Here is a 19,078-nt window from a genome sequence, read left to right as displayed (position 1 = left end):
CGCGCACCACCTTGCCGCACCCGTGGCAGGCGCGACGGTCGGGCCCTGATTTCACGTACAGACTCTGGCAGGAACCTTCCCATGACGGACGCCTTCGAACTCCCGGTCACGCTGGTCCAGGCACTGGCACAACGTGCTGCGCAAACCCCGGAGCGGGTTGCCTTGCGCTTTCTGGCCGACGACCCGCGGGAGGAAGCCGTGCTGACCTACCAGGACCTGGACCTGCGCGCGCGCACCATCGCAGCCGCGCTGCAGGCGCGTACCAGCTTCGGCGATCGTGCCATCCTGTTGTTCCCCAGTGGCCCTGATTACGTCGCGGCGTTCTTCGGTTGCCTGTACGCCGGGGTCATCGCTGTACCGGCCTATCCACCGGAGTCGTCGCGCCGTCATCACCAGGAACGCTTGCTGTCGATCATCGACGACGCCGAGCCGCGCCTGCTGCTCACCACCAGCGCCCTGCACGACAGCCTCCAGGCTCTGGAGGTACTGGCCGGGGAGGCGGCGCCGCAGTTGCTGGCGGTCGATCGGTTGGACGCCGAACTGTCCGGCCACTGGCAGGCGCCCGAATTGCAGCCCGATGACATCGCCTTCCTGCAATACACCTCAGGCTCCACGGCCTTGCCCAAGGGCGTGCAGGTCAGCCACGGCAACCTGGTGGCCAACGAGGTGTTGATCCGTCATGGCTTCGGCATCGACCTGAACCCGGACGACGTGATCGTCAGTTGGTTGCCGCTGTACCACGACATGGGCCTGATCGGCGGTCTGCTGCAACCGATCTTCAGCGGCGTGCCCTGTGTGTTGATGGCGCCGGCGTATTTCCTCGCCCGGCCGCAACGCTGGCTGCAGGCGATCAGCGACCATGGCGGCACCATCAGCGGTGGCCCGGACTTCGCCTATCGATTGTGCAGCGAGCGGGTCAGCAGTGCCGCCCTGGCCAGCCTCGACCTGAGCCGCTGGCGCGTGGCCTATTCCGGTTCCGAGCCGATCCGCCAGGACAGCCTGCAGGCGTTTGCGCAGAAATTTGCCGTCTGCGGTTTTGCAGAGCAGAGCTTCTTCGCCAGCTACGGCCTGGCAGAAGCAACCCTCTTCGTCAGTGGCGGCGCGCGTGGCCAGGGTATCGGCGCCTTGACGCTCGATGCCCAGGCCCTGGCGCGCAACAGCGCGCAGGCCGGCACCGATTCGGTACAGATGAGTTGCGGTCGCAGCCAGCCCGGGCATGGCGTGCAGATTGTCGATCCGCAAAGCCTGAGTGTGCTGGCCGACAACCAGATTGGCGAAATCTGGGCACGGGGGCCGAGCATCGCCAAGGGCTATTGGCGCAACCCCGAAGCCTCGGCGCGGACCTTCGTCGAGCAGGGTGGCCACACCTGGTTGCGTACCGGCGACCTGGGCTTTTTGCGCGAGGGTGAACTGTTCGTCACCGGTCGCCTCAAGGACCTGCTGATTGTGCGCGGTCACAACCTCTACCCGCAGGATCTGGAAAAGACCCTGGAGCGCGAAGTCGAGGTGTTGCGCAAGGGTCGGGTCGCAGTGTTCGCCGTCGACGACCAGGGCGAGGAGGGGATCGGCGTTGCCGTGGAGATCAGCCGCAACGTGCAGAAGGCCGTACCGCCTGAAAGCCTGATCAAGACCCTGCGCCAGGTCGTCGCCGACGCCTGCCAGCAGGCCCCGGCGGTGGTGCTGTTGCTCAACCCTGGCGCATTGCCCAAGACCTCCAGCGGCAAGCTGCAACGCTCGGCCTGCCGTCTGCGCATGAGCGATGGCAGCCTGGATTGCTATGCGCGTTTCCCGGATGCACAGCCATCCGCGGCGACCAGCGCAGTGGTAACGGGCGATGCCCTGCACAGCCGGATTGCCCGCCTGTGGTGTGAACAGTTGGGGCTGGAGCAGGTCGCCAGCGACGATCACTTCTTCCTGCTGGGCGGCAACTCCATCGCCGCCACCCAGCTCACCGCCCGACTCAATGATGAACTGGGCCTGCAGCTGGAACTGCGCCTGCTGTTCGAGTCGCCGACCCTGGCGGACTTCTGCGCCGCGGTGGCGGCAGTGCAGCAGTGCGATGGTTGCGCCCGCACCACAATCGGCCGGCTCGACCGTGCCCAGGCCTTGCCCCAGTCGTTGGCGCAGAACCGTTTGTGGCTGACCTGGCAACTGGAGCCGCACAGCGCCGCCTACAATATTCCCGGCGCGTTGCGCCTGCGCGGCGAGCTGGACCCGGTGGCCCTGCAAGGCAGTTTTCAGGCCCTGGTCGAGCGTCATGAATCCCTGCGCACGGTGTTTACCGAAGCCGATGGCCAGGCCCTGCAGCGCATCCTGCCGGCAGCGCCGTTCCAGCTCCGCCACCTGGATCTGAGCGCTGTCGACAGCGATGAAGTGCGGGCCCGGCGCGATGAAGACGCGCAGCAGCCGTTCGATCTACAGGCCGGCCCCCTGCTGCGGGTGACCCTGGTGCGTCTCGATGACGAGGACCATCAACTGTGGGTGACCCTGCACCACATCATCGCCGACGGCTGGTCGATGAACATCCTGATCGACGAGTTCTCGCGCCTGTATGCAGCGCGCTGCCAGGGCCAGCTGGTGGAGTTGCCGGCACTGGGCCCGGGCTATGCCGACCATGGTGTCTGGCAGCGCCAGTGGCTGGCCGAAGGTGAAGCCACGCGGCAACTGAGCTACTGGAAAGCGCAACTGGGCGACGAACATCCTGTGCTCGACCTGGCCACCGATCATCCCCGCTCGGGCCAGCACCACCAGGCCGCCGCACGGCTGAGCCTGCGGGTACCGACAAGCCTGGGCGAAGCGCTGCGCCACACCGCCCGCGAGCATGACAGCACGCTGTTCATGGTGCTGCTGGCCGGTTTCCAGAGCCTGTTACACCGTTACACCGGCCAGTCCGACATTCGTGTCGGGGTGCCCAATGCCAACCGTCCACGGTTGGAAACCCAGGGGCTGGTGGGCTTCTTCATCAATACCCAGGTGCTGCGCGCACAGCTGGATTCACGCTCGTCGTTCAACGATCTGTTGGCCCGGGTCCGGCAGACGACGCTGGAGGCCCAGGCCCACCAGGACCTGCCGTTCGAACAACTGCTTGCCGCTTTCCCCGACGCTCGCGAGCAGGGCCTGTTCCAGGTCATGTTCAATCATCAGCAGCGCGACCTCGGTGCACTGCGACGCTTGCCCGGTCTGCTCGCCGAAGAGTTGCCGTGGCACAGCCGCGAGGCCAAGTTCGACCTGCAATTGCACAGTGAGGAGGATCATCAGGGCCGCCTGACCCTGTCCTTCGACTACGCCAGCGCGTTGTTCGACGCCGCCAGCGTGCAGCGCCTGGGCGGGCAACTGCTTGGCCTGCTGGAGCAGGTCTGTGCGACACCGTCCCTGGCCATTGGCGACGTGCAACTGCTCGATGCCCAAGCTCGCATCCAGCTACAGCAGTGGGGCCAGGCGCCAGCGCCGCAGCCTCGCCAGTGGCTGGTAGAACAGCTCAATGAACAGGCCCGCCTGACCCCGCAACGCACCGCCCTGGTCTGGGACGGCGGCAGCCTCGACTACGCCAGCCTGCACCAGCAGGCCAACCGCCTGGCCCATTACCTGCGCGACAAGGGTGTTGGCCCGGACGTCTGCGTGGCCATCGCCGCCGAACGTTCGCCGCAGTTGCTCATCGGCGTGCTGGCGATTCTCAAGGCCGGCGGCGCCTATGTGCCGCTGGACGTCGACTACCCGGCCGAGCGCCTGGCCTACATGCTCGCCGACTGTGGCGCCAGCCTGCTGCTCAGTCACAGTGAGGTGCTGGAACGCTTGCCGCAGGTGGCGGGCGTCAGTGCCATCGCCATGGACCGGCTCAAGCTCGACAGCTGGCCGTGCCAGCCACCGGGCCTGCACCTGCACGGCGACAACCTGGCCTATGTGATCTACACCTCCGGTTCCACCGGCCAACCCAAGGGCGTGGGCAACACCCATGCGGCCCTGGCCGAGCGCCTGCACTGGATGCAGGCGCAGTACGCGCTGGACGAGCACGATGTGCTGATGCAGAAGGCGCCGATCAGTTTCGACGTATCAGTGTGGGAGTGCTTCTGGCCGCTGGTCACCGGGTGCCGCCTGGTGCTGGCCGGTCCCGGCGAGCACCGTGACCCGCAACGCATCGCCACGCTGGTGCGCGAGCATGGGGTGACCACCTTGCATTTCGTGCCGGCGCTGTTGCAGGTGTTTATCCAGGAACCGCTGGCCGCGAGCTGCAGCAGCCTGCGCCGGCTGTTTTCCGGTGGCGAGGCGCTGTCGGCTGCACTGCGCGACCGAGTGCTGCAAGTGCTGCCGCAGGTCGCGCTGCACAACCGCTACGGGCCGACCGAAACCGCCATCAACGTCACCCACTGGCACTGTGCCGGGACCGACGGCACGCGCTCGCCGATCGGCCGGCCGCTGGCCAACGTGCTGTGCCGGGTGCTGGACGACGAACTGCAACCGAGTGCGCCGGGTGTTCCCGGTGAACTGTACCTGGGCGGGGCAGGGCTGGCGCGGGGTTACCTGGGCCGCGCCGGGCTGACCGCCGAGCGTTTCGTGCCGCAGCCCGACGGCGATGGCCTGCGTCTCTACCGCAGTGGCGACCGGGCGCGCTGGGTCGCCTCCCTGGCGGCACTGGAGTACCTGGGGCGTCTGGATCAGCAAGTGAAACTGCGTGGCTTTCGTGTCGAGCCGGAAGAAGTCGAGGCGTGCCTGCTGGCACAAGCCGGTGTCGATCAGGCCGTGGTGCTGATTCGCCAGACCGCCGCCGGTGCCCAGTTGGTCGGCTACTACAGCGGCGTGGAAAACAGCGCCGGCCTTATGGCCGCACTGGGCGAGCAATTGCCTGCCTACATGGTCCCGGCGCTGCTGATGCAGGTGGCGCAGATGCCCCTGGGACCGAGCGGCAAAATCGACCGCAAGGCACTGCCGGAACCGCTGTGGAGCACCCGCGAACACATCGAGCCGGGCACTGCCTTGCAACAGTCGATCGCTACCATCTGGCGCGAGGTGCTGGGCCTGCAGCAGATCGGCCTGCAGGACGACTTCTTCGCCCTGGGCGGACACTCGTTGCTGGCCACCCAGATCATTTCCCGCACCCGCCAGGCCTGCGATGTCGAGCTGCCGTTGCGGGTGTTGTTCGAGGCCAGTGAGCTCGGCGCGTTCTGTGCCGAGGTCGAGCGCCTCCAGCACAGCGGCGCGCACAACCTGCAAGGCGAGATCGCCCGCATCGATCGTCGCCAGGCGGTGCCTTTGTCGTACTCCCAGCAGCGCATGTGGTTCCTCTGGCAGATGGAGCCGGACAGCCCGGCCTACAACGTCGGCGGCATGGCGCGGTTGCGTGGCGTGCTGGATGTCAGCCGTTTCGAACAGGCCCTGCAGGCCCTGATCGTGCGCCATGAAACCTTGCGCACCACCTTCCCGAGCATCGATGGCGTGCCTTATCAGTGCGTGGGTGGCGACAGCCCGGTGCAGATGGACTGGCAGGACTTTTCCGCCGACAGCGCCGAGCTGCGCGCGCAGCGCCTGCAGGCCTTCGCCGATGCCCAGGCGCACCAGCCCTTCGACCTGGAGCGCGGCCCGCTGCTGCGTGCCTGCCTGGTCAAGGCCGGCGAGCGCGAGCACTACTTTGTCCTGACCCTGCACCACATCGTCACCGAAGGCTGGGCCATGGACATCTTCGCCCGCGAGCTGGGCGAGCTGTATGAAGCCTTTGTCGATGAGCGCGAATCGCCGCTGCCGCCGTTGCCGGTGCAGTACCTGGACTACAGCGTCTGGCAGCGTCACTGGCTGGAGGACGGGGAGGGCGTGCGGCAGTTGGACTACTGGAAGACCAAACTGGGTGATGAGCATCCGCTGCTGGAGCTGCCGGCCGATCGTCCGCGTCCAGCGGTGCAGAGCCATCGCGGCGAGCTCTATCGCTTCGACCTGAACCCGCAACTGGCGGAACGCGTGCAGGCCTTTAACGCCGAGCGCGGCCTGACCCTGTTCATGACCATGACCGCCACGCTGGCCGTGCTGCTCTACCGCTACAGCGGCCAGCAGGACCTGCGCATCGGTGCGCCGGTGGCCAACCGTATCCGCCCGGAAAGCGAAGGGCTGATCGGGGCCTTCCTCAATACCCAGGTGCTGCGCTGCCAGCTCGACGGGCAGATGCGCGTGGGCGAGCTGATCGACCAGGTGCGCCAGACCGTGATCGAGGGCCAGTCGCACCAGGACCTGCCGTTCGATCAACTGGTGGAGGCCCTGCAGCCTGCGCGCAGCACCGCCTACAACCCGCTGTTCCAGGTAATGTGCAACGTCCAGCGCTGGGCGTTCCAGCAGAGCCGGCAACTGGCCGGCATGCAGGTGGACTACCTGGTCAACGACGCCCGGGCGACCAAGTTCGACCTCAACCTGGAAGTCACCGACCTGGACCGTCGCCTGGGCTGCTGCCTGACCTACAGCCGCGACCTGTTCGACGAGCCGCGCATTGCCATGATGGCCGAGCATTGGCAAAACCTGTTGGCGGCCATGCTCGACAACCCCCAGCAGCGCCTCTGCGAGTTGCCGATGTTGAGCGCCGGGGAACAGCAACGCGCGACTCTCGAAGGCGGTGGCGAGGCGAGCCTGGAGCACACCATTGAAGGCCTGTTCAGTGCGCAGGCGGCACGTGAGCCCCAGGCCCTGGCCCTGACCTTCGCCGGGCAGCACCTGAGCTACGCCGAGCTGGACGCCCGCGCCAACCAGTTGGCCCGTGTGCTGCGTGAGCGTGGTGTCGGCCCGCAGGTACGTGTCGGCCTGGCGCTGGAACGTTCATTGGAGATGGTGATCGGCCTGTTGGCGATCCTCAAGGCCGGTGGCGCCTATGTGCCGCTGGACCCGGAATACCCGCTGGAACGCCTGCACTACATGATCGAGGACAGCGGCATCCGCCTGTTGCTCGGCCAGCGCAGCCTGTTCGAGGCCTTGGGCGAACTACCTGACGGCGTCGAGCCCTGGTGCCTGGAAGACGAAGCTCCCGCACTGGCCCAGGTCGATGATGGGCCGCTGCCGTCGCTGAGCCTGGCGGGTCACCAGGCCTACCTGATCTATACCTCCGGTTCCACCGGCAAGCCCAAGGGCGTGGTGGTCAGCCGCGGCGAGATCGCCATGCATTGCCAGGCGGTGATCGAGCGCTTCGGCATGCGCAGTGACGACTGCGAACTGCACTTCTATTCGATCAACTTCGATGCCGCCACCGAGCGCCTGCTGGTGCCGCTGCTGTGCGGTGCGCGGGTAGTGTTGCGGGCACAGGGGCAATGGGGCGCCGAAGAGATCTGCGAGTTGATTCGCCAGCAGCAGGTCTCGATCCTCGGCTTTACCCCGAGCTATGGCGGCCAGTTGGCGCAATGGCTGGCCAGCCGTGACGAGACGCTGCCGGTGCGCCTGTGCATCACCGGGGGCGAGGCGTTGACCGGCGAGCACCTGCAGCGGATTCGCCAGGCGTTCGCGCCACAGCAGTTCTTCAATGCCTACGGGCCGACCGAAACCGTGGTGATGCCGTTGGCCTGCCTTGCGCCCGAGCAACTGGACGCCGGTGCCGGCAGTGTGCCGATCGGCAGTGTGGTCGGTGCCCGGGTGGCCTATATCCTCGATACCGATATGGCCTTGTTGCCCCAGGGCGGCATTGGCGAGTTGTATGTCGGCGGTGCCGGCCTGGCCCAGGGGTACCATGAGCGCCCCGGGCTGAGTGCCGAGCGTTTCGTCGCCGATCCGTTCAGCGCCACGGGCGGGCGCCTGTACCGCACCGGCGACCTGGTGCGCCAGCGCGCCGATGGCCTGGTCGAGTACGTCGGCCGGATCGACCATCAGGTGAAAATTCGTGGCTTCCGTATCGAGCTGGGCGAGATCGAGGCGCGCCTGCTGGAACACCCGGCGGTGCGCGAGGCGGTGGTGCTGGCCCTGGACATGCCCGGCGGCAAGCAACTGGCGGCCTATCTGGTCTGCGAGCAAGCTGGCGCCGGGGCCGCCGAGCAATCGGCATTGCGCGAAGCCCTCAAGGCCGGGCTGCGCCTGCACTTGCCGGATTACATGGTGCCGGCACATCTGCTGCTGCTTGAACAGATGCCGTTGACCGGCAATGGCAAGCTCGACCGTCGGGCGCTGCCAGTGCCAGATCTTGAACAAGGCCGCGAGCACTTCGAGGCGCCGCGCAGCGCGCTTGAGCAGCAACTGGCGGACCTCTGGCGCGATGTGCTGAATGTGCAGCGGGTCGGTGTGCAGGACAACTTCTTCGAACTGGGCGGCGATTCGATCCTGTCGATCCAGGTGGTCAGCCGTGCCCGTCAGGCCGGGCTGCATTTCACCCCGCGCGACCTGTTCCAGCACCAGACCATCCAGACCCTGGCCGGGGTGGTGCGCTGCAGCGACGAGCGCGCTGTCGAGCAGGGGCCGATGACCGGCCGGGCGGCGCTGACGCCGATCCAGCACTGGTTCTTCGACAGCGAAGTACCCCAGCCCCAGCACTGGAACCAGGCGGTACTGCTGGCGCCCGCGCAACCGCTGGCGCCCAAGGCGCTGGAGCAGGCCCTGCGGCAACTGGTCGAACACCATGATGCCTTGCGCCTGCGCTTTACCGCGCCGCAGGGGCAGTGGCAGGGCGACTACGTCCAGGGGCAGCAACGCGAGCTGCTCTGGCAGGCTTCGGTCGGCAACCTTGCCGATTGCCAGGCCTTGTACAGCGATGTCCAGCGTAGCCTCGACCTTGAGGAAGGCCCTATGCTGCGGGCCTTGCTGGTCGAGGACAGCGAAGGGCAGCAGCACCTGTTGCTGGCGATCCATCACCTGGTGGTCGACGGGGTCTCCTGGCGGGTCCTGCTCGAAGACCTGCAGGCGCTCTACCGTGGCCAGGCCCTGGGCGCCAGGACCCGTGCCATGAGCGACTGGGCCGCGCGCCTGGCCGTCTATGCCGGCAGCGATTCGCTGCGCGACGAACAACATTGGTGGCAGCGCCAGCTGAACCGCGCACACCGCGAGCTACCCTGCGACCATCCGCAAGGGGCGAATCTGCACCGGCAGGCCCATACCCTGAGCATCAGCCTGGACGCCGAACACACCCGGCAACTGCTCAAGGCGGCGCCGGCGGCCTACCACACCCAGGTCAACGACCTGTTGCTGACTGCCCTGGCACGCGTGCTGTGTCGCTGGAGCGGTGACAGTTCGGTGCTGGTGCAACTGGAAGGCCATGGCCGGGAAAACCTCTTCGACGACATGGACCTGACCCGCAGCGTCGGCTGGTTCACCAGCGCCTATCCGCTGAGCTTGAGCCCGGCGGCCGGGGCGGGCGACTCGATCAAGGCGATCAAGGAGCAATTGCGCCAGGTGCCGCACAAGGGCCTGGGCTACGGCGTGCTGCGCTACCTGGCCGATACCCCGGTGCGCGAAGCCATGGCCGCCTTGCCCCAGGCGCGGATCACCTTCAACTACCTGGGCCAGTTCGACCAGCAGTTCCGGGCCGATGCCCTGTTCCAGCCGGTGGATGAGCCGGCCGGCAGCGCCCATGACCTGGATGCGCCGTTGCCCAACTGGCTGAGTGTCGATGGTCAGGTCTACGCCGGCGAGCTGCAGTTGCGCTGGACCTTCAGCCGGGAACGCTACGACCTGCGCACCATCGAGCAACTGGCCCAGGCTTACAAGGCCGAACTGCTCAGCCTGATCGAGCATTGCCTGGCCCCGGGCAATGGCAGCTTCACGCCGTCGGACTTCCCCCTGGCGCACCTGAGCCAGGAGCAGATCGACGCCTTGCCGGTGCCCATGGCGCAGATCGAGGATGTCTATCCGCTGACGCCGATGCAGGAAGGCCTGTTGCTGCACACTCTGCTCGAACCCGGCACCGGCATCTACTACATGCAGGACCGCTACCGGATCAACAGCGCCCTGGACCCGCAGCGCTTCGCCCAGGCCTGGCAGGCCGTGGTCGCCCGTCATGAAGCACTGCGCGCCTCGTTCAGCTGGAACGCAGGCGAAGCCATGCTGCAGATCATCCACAAACCGGGCCATACGCCGCTGGACTACCAGGACTGGGCCGACATGGCCGAGGACGAACAGGAAGCGCGCCTGCAGGCCCTGCACAAGCGCGAGCGCGAGGCCGGCTTCGACCTGTTGCAGCAGGCGCCTTTCCACCTGCGCCTGATCCGTGTGGGCGCCGATCGCTACTGGTTCATGATGAGCAACCACCACATCCTCATCGATGCCTGGTGCCGCTCGCTGTTGATGAACGATTTCTTCGAGCTGTACATGGCCATGGGTGAGGGCCGTGAGGCGCAGTTGCCGGTGCCGCCACGTTATCGCGACTACATCGGCTGGCTGCAGCACCAGGACCTGGACGCAGCGCGCCAGTGGTGGCGTGACAACCTGCAAGGTTTTGAGCGCAGCACGGCGGTGCCCAGCGACCGGCCATTGCTGCGCGACCATGGCGGCGAAAACGCCGGGATGATCGTCGGTGACTGCTACACCCGCCTCGGTGCAGCCGACGGTGCCCGCCTGCGCGAACTGGCCCAGGCCCATCAGTTGACCGTCAATACCTTCGCCCAGGCGGCCTGGGCCCTGGTGTTGAGCCGCTTCAGCGGTGAGCGCGACGTGTTGTTCGGCGTCACCGTGGCCGGTCGCCCGGTAAGCATGCCGCAGATGCAGCGCACCGTCGGGTTGTTCATCAACAGTATCGCCCTGCGGGTGAAACTGCCGGCAGCCGGTGAGCGTTGCAGCGTGCGGCAATGGCTCAAGGGTTTGCTTGAGCGCAACATGGAGCTGCGCGAGTACGAGTACCTGCCGCTGGTGAGCATCCAGGAATGCAGCGAGCTGCCCAAGGGCCAGCCGTTGTTCGACAGCTTGTTCGTGTTCGAGAACGCGCCGGTGGAAGTGGCGGTACTCGACCGTGCCCAGCACCTCAATGCCAGTTCCGATTCCGGACGCACCCACACCAACTTCCCGTTGACCGCGGTCTGCTACCCGGGCGATGACCTGGGCCTGCACCTGTCGTTCGACCAGCGCTACTTCGATACCCCGACCGTGGAGCGCTTGCTGGCCGAGTTCAAGCGCCTGCTGCTGGCCCTGGCCGATGGCTTGCTCGGCGACATGAGCGAGCTGCCGTTACTGGGTGACGAGGAGCGTCGCTTCCTGCTTGAGGATTGCAATCGCAGTGAGCGGGCCTACAACCTGGAGCAGAGCTATGTCGCACAGTTCGAAGCGCAGGTCGCCGCTCATCCGCAACGCACCGTGGCGCGCTGCCTGGAACACACGATCAGCTACGTCGAACTCAACTGTCAGGCCAACCGCCTGGGCCATGCCCTGGTGGCTGCCGGGGTAGGGGTCGACCAGCCGGTAGCGCTGCTGGCCGAACGCGACCTGCCGTTGCTGGGCATGATCGTCGGCAGCTTCAAGGCCGGCGCCGGCTACCTGCCGCTGGACCCGGGGCTGCCGGTTGCACGGTTGCAGCGCATCGTCGAGCTCAGTCGCACGCCGGTGCTGGTCTGCAGTGCGGCCTGCGCCGAGCAGGGGCGGGCCTTGCTGGACGAATTGTCCTGCGCGGGCCGGCCGAAACTGCTGGTCTGGGAGCAGGTGCAGGACGCCGGCCTGGCCGACAGCAACCCGGGTATCTACAGCGCGCCGGACAACCTCGCCTACGTGATCTACACCTCCGGCTCCACCGGCCTGCCCAAGGGGGTGATGGTCGAGCAGCGCGGCATGCTCAACAACCAGTTGAGCAAGGTGCCGTACCTGCAGCTCGATGTACGGGACGTGATTGCCCAGACCGCCTCGCAGAGTTTCGATATCTCGGTCTGGCAGTTCCTCGCCGCGCCGCTGTTCGGCGCCCAGGTGGTCATCGTGCCCAACGCCGTGGCCCATGATCCGCAGGGCTTGCTCGAACATGTCCAGGCCTGCGGCATCACCGTGCTGGAAAGCGTGCCCTCGCTGATCCAGGGCATGCTGGCCAGCGAGCACCAGCAACTTGACGGCCTGCGCTGGATGCTGCCGACCGGCGAGGCGATGCCGCCGGAACTGGCCGCGCAGTGGCTCAAGCGCTATCCGCACATTGGCCTGGTCAATGCCTATGGTCCGGCCGAATGCTCTGATGATGTGGCGTTCTTCCGCGTCGATGCGGCCTCGACCCGCGGCAGCTACCTGCCCATCGGCACGCCGACCGACAACAATCGCCTGTACCTGCTGGGCGACGACCAGGAACTGGTGCCGCTGGGCGCCGTGGGTGAGCTCTGTGTGGCGGGCACCGGTGTCGGGCGCGGCTATGTGAGTGACCCGCTGCGCACGGCCCAGGCATTCATCCCGCATCCGTTCGGCGGGCCGGGCGAACGTTTGTACCGTACCGGCGACCTGGCCCGGCGTCGTGCCGATGGCGTGCTCGAATATGTCGGACGCATCGACCACCAGGTAAAGATCCGTGGCTACCGGATCGAACTGGGTGAAATCGAGGCGCGCCTGCACGAGCAGGTCGAGGTGCGCGACGGCGCCGTAGGGGTTCAGGAGGGCGCCAACGGCAAGCACCTGGTCGGCTACCTGGTGGCCGCTGATGCAACAGCAGACAGGGCGATGCTGCTGGACAGGATCAAGCAACGCCTGCGCGCCGAGCTGCCGGAATACATGGTGCCGCTGCACTGGGCCTGGCTCAGGCAACTGCCGCTCAATGCCAACGGCAAGCTCGATCGCAAGGCCTTGCCGGCCATCGACATCGGCGCGTTGCACACCCAGGACTACCTGGCGCCACGCAACGCGCTGGAGCAGACCCTGGCGACCATCTGGGCCGAGGTGCTCAAGGCCGGGCGGGTCGGGGTGCGCGACAACTTCTTCGAGCTGGGCGGGCACTCCTTGCTGGCGACCCAGATCGCCTCGCGGGTGCAGAAGGCGCTGCAATTGAACGTGCCGCTGCGGGCGATGTTCGAGTGCAGCACCGTTGAGGAACTGGCCAACTATGTGGAGGGCCTCAAGGCCGGGGCGCTGAGCGACGACAAGGTCGATCGGCTCAGCGACCTGATGGCCGAGCTCGAAGACCTATAGGGTGTTGGGGGCGACACGCAGCAGGTCGTGCTTGAGCAAGGCGACCGAGGCGGCGAGCAAGGTGGCATCCTTGAACAGGAAGGAGGTCGCACCGCCCATGGCCGGAAAGCCGCCGGCGCTGTTTTCCCAGCCGCCGGGGGTGGTCAGGATCAGGCTCAGGGTGGTCAGGTAGGTGAGCACCGAGCCAAGCGCTCCGGCCACTGCCCAGCGTGGCCGCCAGATGCCGACCAGCAGCGCGGCGGCAATGGTCCATTCGGCCACGCCCAGGGCATAGCTTGCGCCCTGTACGCCAAAGGCCGGATGCAGCCAGGACAACAGCGGGCTGTGCTCGATCAGGGGGATCAGCGCCAGGGCCTCATAGGTGAACCACTTGGCGTAGCCGAAACCGAGGAAGATCAGGATCAGGCTGATGCGTAGCAAGTGGATGTCCAGGGATGAGCGGACAAAAGCCGTGAGGTAGGCAGGCCGGGTCATGGAGAGTTCCTCTGCGGTTAGGGGTACTCTCCAGACGCCGTCAGGGGGCTGGTGTTACAGCACCGGATCAACGTTTGCCGAGGATCTTGCCAAGCAGTTCCGGACGGGGGGCACCTTGCTGGGACTGCAGCTGTTGTTGCTCATCCAGGTAGAAGATCGCCGGGGTGGCTGCCAGGCCCATTTCTTCCATCAGTGCCAGGTTGGCGTCGAGCTTGGCCTGCACGGCAGCGGGGATGTTATCCAGGGCCTTGAGCTTGCTGGCCTTGCCGGCCTTTTCGTGTTGCAGCAAGGCCTGCGCCGGGTCGTTGCTGGCCAGCAGCGCCGCCGACTTGCCCGGGCTGTCTTCACGGATGATGCCGACCATGATGTGGCGCAACTGGACCTTGCCCGACTCGACCCAGGGGCGTGCCTGTTGCCAGAACATGCTGCAGTACTGGCAGTTGGGGTCGCTGAACAGGTAGACGATGCGTGGCGCATCGGCCTTGCCGTCGGCGATCCAGGCGGTCTTTTCCATCTTCGCCCAGATTTCCTTGGCCATGGGGGCATAGACCAGCTTCTCCAGGGGCGCCTCGCTCAGGTCCTTGCCCTGCTCATCGAACAGGCTGCCGACCAGCACATGCTTGCCGTCGGGCGTCAGGTACAGGGCCATGCCACGGCTCTGGTATTCGGCCGCGTAGCCGCGCAAGCCGTTGGGAGCATCGAAGCTGCCCTTGATCTTCACGCCCTTGGCTTCCATCTGCTGCACGGCCTTGGGCAGTTCTTCGGCCAGCACGGCCTGGCTGGCCAGCAGGCCGAAGGTAAGGGTCAGGGGCAGTTTCAGCAAAGCGTGCATGTGTCGGTCCTTGAAGTGGCGGTGACGGCGGGCGCGGCTGAGCGCTCGAAAGATTCCAGGGCGTGGCTCAGGCTCGCCCGTGACAGTTCGCCCAGGTGGCTGCCGACCAGGCGGCCCTCGGCGTTGTAGAACAGGGTGGTGGGCAGGGCCATGGAGCCGACTTTCTGCGCCAGTTGGCCACCGCTGTCGAACAGCACATGGGACAGGTTGAGGCCGGTGGTGGCGAGAAAAGTGCTGACGGTCTGCGGGGTTTCGCCCTGGTTGACGAACAGGAAGGTGATGTCCGGATGCTCGTGCTGGGCCTGTTGCAGCACCGGCATTTCGCGCCGGCACGGCGGGCACCAGGTCGCCCAGAGGTTGATGACCAGCGGGCGGCCACGGTATTCGGTCAATTGCACGGCCTGGCCGTCGGCCTTGCGCAGGCTTACCTCGGGCAGTTGCGTGCCGGTTTCATACAGGTGGCTGGCCAGGCTGCCGAGCAGCCAGAGCACGGCGCCACTGAACAAGCCCCAGCCCAGCGGGCGGCGCAGGGTGGGGCGCCGCCAGCCTTGCCAGAGCGCGCCGAGCGCCACCACCGCCAGCCCCGGCCAGAGCAGGAAGCCGCCGTCGCGCAGGTCGACGATCTGCAACGGGTCGGCGCGGTACAGCGGCCAGTAGCTGAGCACGAAGCCCAGCCGGGCACCGAGCAGGCCCAGCAGGAACAGGTAGAACAACACCGACTCGGGATTGTCGCCCCCGCGCCGCGCCACCCGCCAGCCCACCAGGCTGGCCAGGGCCAGGGCGCAGAGCAGCAGCAAATGGTTGAAGGCCATGGTCAGCGGCCCGAGGTTCACCGTCAGCATCAGCCTTGACTCCGGGTCCGGGCCCAATGTTCGAGGAAGTTGGCGGCATCGATTTCACCCGTGATCCGTTGGGCGCGGCGTTCGTTGCCTTCGGGCCCGATCCAGATCAGGCTCGGTGGTCCCGGTACCTGATAGCGTTGCAGCAGCTCGCGGCTGGAGGGGGCATCGGCGGTGACGTCCAGGCGCAGCAAGCGAACTCCGTCGAGCGCCGCCAGCACGTCGGCGCGGGCGAACACCTGTTTCTCCATGACCTTGCACGACACACACCAATCGGCATAGTAGTCCAGCATTACCCATTGGCCCTGGGCTTTGGCGGTGTCCAGTTCTCGTTGCAGGTCGGCCGGCTGGCTGACGGTAATGAATGCATCGCTGTGAGCACTGCTGGCCACGGCTACGCCACCGCCGCGAAAGGGTTGCAACGGCTGCCAGAGGTCACTGCCACCGGCCGCGGCGCCGATTACCAGCAGGCTGCCCCAGAAGCCCGCCAGCAGCGGCAGGGCGCGGATCGGGCGCAGGCCATGCAGCACCGGCCAGGCCGCCCAGGCCAGGGCGATCAGCAAGGCACCGGCCAGCCCCAGCCAGAGCGAAGGCTCCAGCACGGTGCGCAGGGTGTACAGGGCCATGCCCAGGAACACGAAGCCGAACAGGCCCTTGACCAGGTTCATCCAGGCGCCGGGGCGCGGCAGGTAGCGGTTGCCCAGGGTGACCAGCAACAGCAGCGGCAGGCCCATGCCCAGGCCCAGGCTGAACAGCACCAGGGCGCCATGCACCGCGTTGCCGCTCTGGGCGATGTACAGCAGGGCGCCTGCCAGCGGAGCAGTCATGCACGGGCCCATCAGCAGCCCCGACAAGGCGCCGAGCAGTGCTGCACCATACAGGTTGCCGCCACGGGTGCCGTGCCCGGCGCGTTCCAGGCGATCTCGCAGCCAGGCCGGCAGTTGCAGCTCGAAGACGCCGAACATCGGCAAGGCCAGCAGCACGAACAAGGCTGCCAGGGTGCCGAGCAGCCATGGCTGTTGCAGCCAGGCCTGCAGGCTGGCGCCGAGCAGGGCGGCGACTACGCCGAGGGCGGCGTACACCAGGGCCATGCTCAGCACATAGACACAGGCCAGGGCCCAGCCGCGGCGGGCGCTGGCGCCATTGCCCAGGACCAGCCCGGCCAGGATCGGCAGCATCGGCAGCGAGCATGGGGTGAAGGCCAGCAGCACGCCCAGGCCGAGGAAGGCCAGCAGGCTCCAGGCCAGGCCCGACTGCTGCAGGCCGCCGGCCAGGGCCTGGTCGCCGGCCTGTTCGGCGACAGGCGTGCCGCCCAGCTCGACCAGGCTGGTCTGCGGTGGATAGCACAGGCCGGCATCGGCACAACCTTGCCAGCCCATGCGCAGTTGGCCGGTGGCGCTGGCGGGGATTATCAGTTGCAGCTCGCCGCGGTAGACCAGGGTTTCGCCGAAGAACTCGTCCTGGTGGGGCAAGGCCGCGGGCAGGGCGGGCTGTTGCTCGGCGGGCAGGCCGTCGAACTTCAGGCGCTTCTGGTACAGGTAATGGCCTTCGGTGATTTTCCAGTGCAGGCGCATCTCACCGCTGGGCAGCCGTTCGCTGCTGAACACGAAGGCCTTGTCCACCGGCAGGAAGTCGCTCTGGGCAAAGGGGTTGGCCTGGCTCAGGCCGCTGAACAGGAACATGAGGGCAAACAGTAGAACGCGCATCTTCAAGCCTTGGCAGTGCGATGAGCGGTCGATGCTGGCCGAGCACGATTAACCGAGTGTTAACCCGCACCGGTCGATTGTCGCGCCAACCGCGACGATCCGCCGGCGGCACGGCATAATCCTGGCTTAATCCGCCTGCGCTTCACTGCCACTTTAAGTAGCGAGACCCACCATGCACGTACTGCTCTGCGAGGATGACGACCTGATTGCCAGCGGCATTGCCGCCGGGCTCAGCGCCCAGGGCATGACCGTCGACCGGGTCGCCACGGCCGGCGCGGCCCAGGCCATGCTCCAGGCAGCGGCCTTCGACGTCATGGTGCTGGACCTCGGCCTGCCCGACGAAGACGGCCTCAAGCTGTTGCAGCGCCTGCGCCAGCAGGGCGAAAGCCTGCCGGTACTGGTGCTCACCGCGCGCGATGCGGTCACCGACCGGGTCGACGGCCTGCAGGCCGGTGCCGACGACTACCTGCTCAAGCCCTTCGACCTGCGCGAACTGGCGGCGCGCCTGCACACCCTGCTGCGCCGCTCTGCAGGGCGGGCGGTGAATATCATCGAGCACGGCCCGCTCAGCTATGACCCCAGCAGCCGTGAAACCTGCCTGGGCGGGGTGCCGGTCGACCTGTCGCGGCGCGAGCAGGCGCTGTTGCAGGCCCTGCTGCACAACCGTGGCCGGGTACTGTCCAGCGAACAGCTCAAGGACAGCGTCTACGGCTTTGGCGACGAAGTCGAGAGCAACGCCCTGAACGTGCATATCCATCACCTGCGCCGCAAGCTGGGCAACGGCATTGTCGAAACCGTGCGCGGCCTGGGTTACCGCCTGGGGCCTGCGCAACTGCCCGAAGCGGAGCAACCATGAGCCTGCGTGTACGCCTGACCCTGATCCTGGGCGCCGCCTTCGTGCTGATCTGGGCCCTGGCGGCGGCCTGGATGCTGCGCGACCTGCGCCACCAGATGATGTTTTCCCTGGACCAGCGCCTGGTGGCCTCGGCGCGGATGGTGGCCGGCCTGATCGACCAGATGCCGCAGCCGCTGGTGGCCAAGGGCGAGGGCGCGAAACTGAGCGCCGACCAACTCAGCGTGCCGGATGGCATGGCCTGCCAGGTCAGTTCGCTGCGTGGCGAGATCATTGCCCGCAACCACACCAAGGACCACGCGCTGGATGACGATCGCAGCGGCTTTCGTGACCAGACCATCGACGGCGCGCGCTGGCGCACCTTCACCTATTACCGCGGCGACTTTCGCATCACCACGGCCGACCGCCACCAGGAACGCGAGGCACTGAACCGCTCGATCCTGCTGGCGGCCTCGGCCCCGGTGCTGGTGGCCTTGCTCGGCAGCCTCGGGCTGCTGTGGCTGGGGATCGGCAAAGGGCTGGCGCCGCTCAACCGCATGCGCGATGCCTTGCGCAGGCGCAGCCCCGACGCCCTCGAACCCTTGCAGGTGCGTGGCCTGCCCAGCGAACTGCAACCCTTGCAGGACACCCAGAACCAGCTGTTCCAGCGCATCGCCCAGACCATCGAGCGCGAGCGCCGGCTGACCGACGACGCTGCCCATGAACTGCGCACGCCGCTGACCGCCATCAAGACCCACCTGCAGGTGGCGCGAATGACCGAGGGCGCCGCCCGCGAGCAGGCCCTGGAACACGCCGAGCAGGGCGCCGATCGCATGCACCGGACCCTTGAGCAGTTGCTGCTGCTGGCGCGGGTCGAAGGCAGCCTGTCGTTCGAGGATGGCGTGCAATGCAGCGCCGAACAGGTGGCGCGCCAGGCCATCCAGGACACCGGCGTCGGCCAGCGCATCGACCTGCAATTGGCGCCAGGTACCGCCCAGGTCTACCTGGGCATGCCGACACCGCTGGCGGTCACGGCGTTGCGCAACCTGCTGGACAATGCCCTGCGCCATACCCGCGGCAGCGAGCCGGTGGAACTGGCCGTGCGCATGGACGAAGGGCGGGTGGCCTTTACCGTGCGCGACCATGGCCCGGGCATTGCCGAGCAGGACCTGGAGCACCTGACCGAGCGATTCTGGCGCAATGGCCAGAGTGGCAGCTGCGGCCTGGGGCTGGCCATTGTCCAGGCCATCGTCCAGCGTTGCGCCGGATCGTTGCGCTTCGACAGTCGCAGTGATGGCCTGCGGGTGCTGTTGCAGGTGCCGTTGCGTATGCAATAGGTTTAAGCAGGATCTGAGGGTATCTCGGAAAAATC

7 protein-coding genes are annotated in these 19,078 nt (G+C 66.9%); 3 read left to right on the top strand and 4 right to left on the bottom strand.

Annotated elements, in window-relative coordinates:
* Nucleotides 1-81: 81 nt before the first annotated feature.
* Complete coding sequence (locus tag M2D63_RS08190; RefSeq protein WP_285862352.1) at nucleotides 82-13,023, top strand: non-ribosomal peptide synthetase; 12,942 nt, start codon at nucleotides 82-84, stop codon at nucleotides 13,021-13,023.
* Here M2D63_RS08190 and M2D63_RS08185 read toward each other — a convergent pair.
* The 4 genes from M2D63_RS08185 to dsbD all read right to left on the bottom strand — a co-directional run bounded on the left by M2D63_RS08185 (nucleotide 13,018) and on the right by dsbD (nucleotide 16,874).
* Complete coding sequence (locus M2D63_RS08185) at nucleotides 13,018-13,497, bottom strand: YkgB family protein (RefSeq protein WP_285862351.1); 480 nt, start codon at nucleotides 13,495-13,497, stop codon at nucleotides 13,018-13,020. The two genes, M2D63_RS08190 and M2D63_RS08185, sit on opposite strands and share 6 nt — an antisense overlap.
* Before the next feature lie 67 nt (nucleotides 13,498-13,564).
* The gene (dsbG, locus tag M2D63_RS08180; RefSeq protein WP_285862350.1) at nucleotides 13,565-14,329 is read right to left on the bottom strand and encodes a thiol:disulfide interchange protein DsbG; all 765 of its coding nucleotides are present in this window, start codon (nucleotides 14,327-14,329) and stop codon (nucleotides 13,565-13,567) included.
* Nucleotides 14,314-15,171, bottom strand: coding sequence for a TlpA disulfide reductase family protein (locus tag M2D63_RS08175; protein ID WP_285862349.1), 858 nt, complete (start codon nucleotides 15,169-15,171; stop codon nucleotides 14,314-14,316). Before M2D63_RS08175 ends, dsbG begins: the two co-directional genes overlap by 16 nt.
* Nucleotides 15,171-16,874, bottom strand: a complete 1,704-nt coding sequence (gene dsbD / locus M2D63_RS08170) for a protein-disulfide reductase DsbD (RefSeq protein WP_285862348.1) — start codon at nucleotides 16,872-16,874, stop codon at nucleotides 15,171-15,173. The genes M2D63_RS08175 and dsbD overlap by 1 nt, the downstream gene beginning before the upstream one ends.
* A 172-nt stretch (nucleotides 16,875-17,046) precedes the next feature.
* Here dsbD and M2D63_RS08165 point away from each other — a divergent pair, with 172 nt between their 5' ends.
* Nucleotides 17,047-17,730 (top strand): response regulator transcription factor, encoded by a 684-nt coding sequence (locus tag M2D63_RS08165; protein WP_285862347.1) that lies wholly within the window; start codon nucleotides 17,047-17,049, stop codon nucleotides 17,728-17,730.
* Nucleotides 17,727-19,043 (top strand): ATP-binding protein, encoded by a 1,317-nt coding sequence (locus M2D63_RS08160; RefSeq protein ID WP_285862346.1) that lies wholly within the window; start codon nucleotides 17,727-17,729, stop codon nucleotides 19,041-19,043. The genes M2D63_RS08165 and M2D63_RS08160 overlap by 4 nt, the downstream gene beginning before the upstream one ends.
* Nucleotides 19,044-19,078 lie beyond the last annotated feature (35 nt).

Source organism: Pseudomonas sp. BJa5 (genome assembly GCF_030272875.2).
Lineage (GTDB): Bacteria > Pseudomonadota > Gammaproteobacteria > Pseudomonadales > Pseudomonadaceae > Aquipseudomonas.
Note: the sequence above shows the minus strand (reverse complement) of the source record. Positions and strands in the feature narration are given on the sequence as shown.

Coding starts and splice junctions, on each gene's coding strand:
- dsbD (WP_285862348.1), bottom strand. CDS start 16,874: ATGCGCGTTCTACTGTTTGCCCTCATGTTCCTGTTCAGCGGCCTGAGC.
- dsbG (WP_285862350.1), bottom strand. CDS start 14,329: ATGCACGCTTTGCTGAAACTGCCCCTGACCCTTACCTTCGGCCTGCTG.
- M2D63_RS08160 (WP_285862346.1), top strand. CDS start 17,727: ATGAGCCTGCGTGTACGCCTGACCCTGATCCTGGGCGCCGCCTTCGTG.
- M2D63_RS08185 (WP_285862351.1), bottom strand. CDS start 13,497: ATGACCCGGCCTGCCTACCTCACGGCTTTTGTCCGCTCATCCCTGGAC.
- M2D63_RS08175 (WP_285862349.1), bottom strand. CDS start 15,171: ATGCTGACGGTGAACCTCGGGCCGCTGACCATGGCCTTCAACCATTTG.
- M2D63_RS08190 (WP_285862352.1), top strand. CDS start 82: ATGACGGACGCCTTCGAACTCCCGGTCACGCTGGTCCAGGCACTGGCA.
- M2D63_RS08165 (WP_285862347.1), top strand. CDS start 17,047: ATGCACGTACTGCTCTGCGAGGATGACGACCTGATTGCCAGCGGCATT.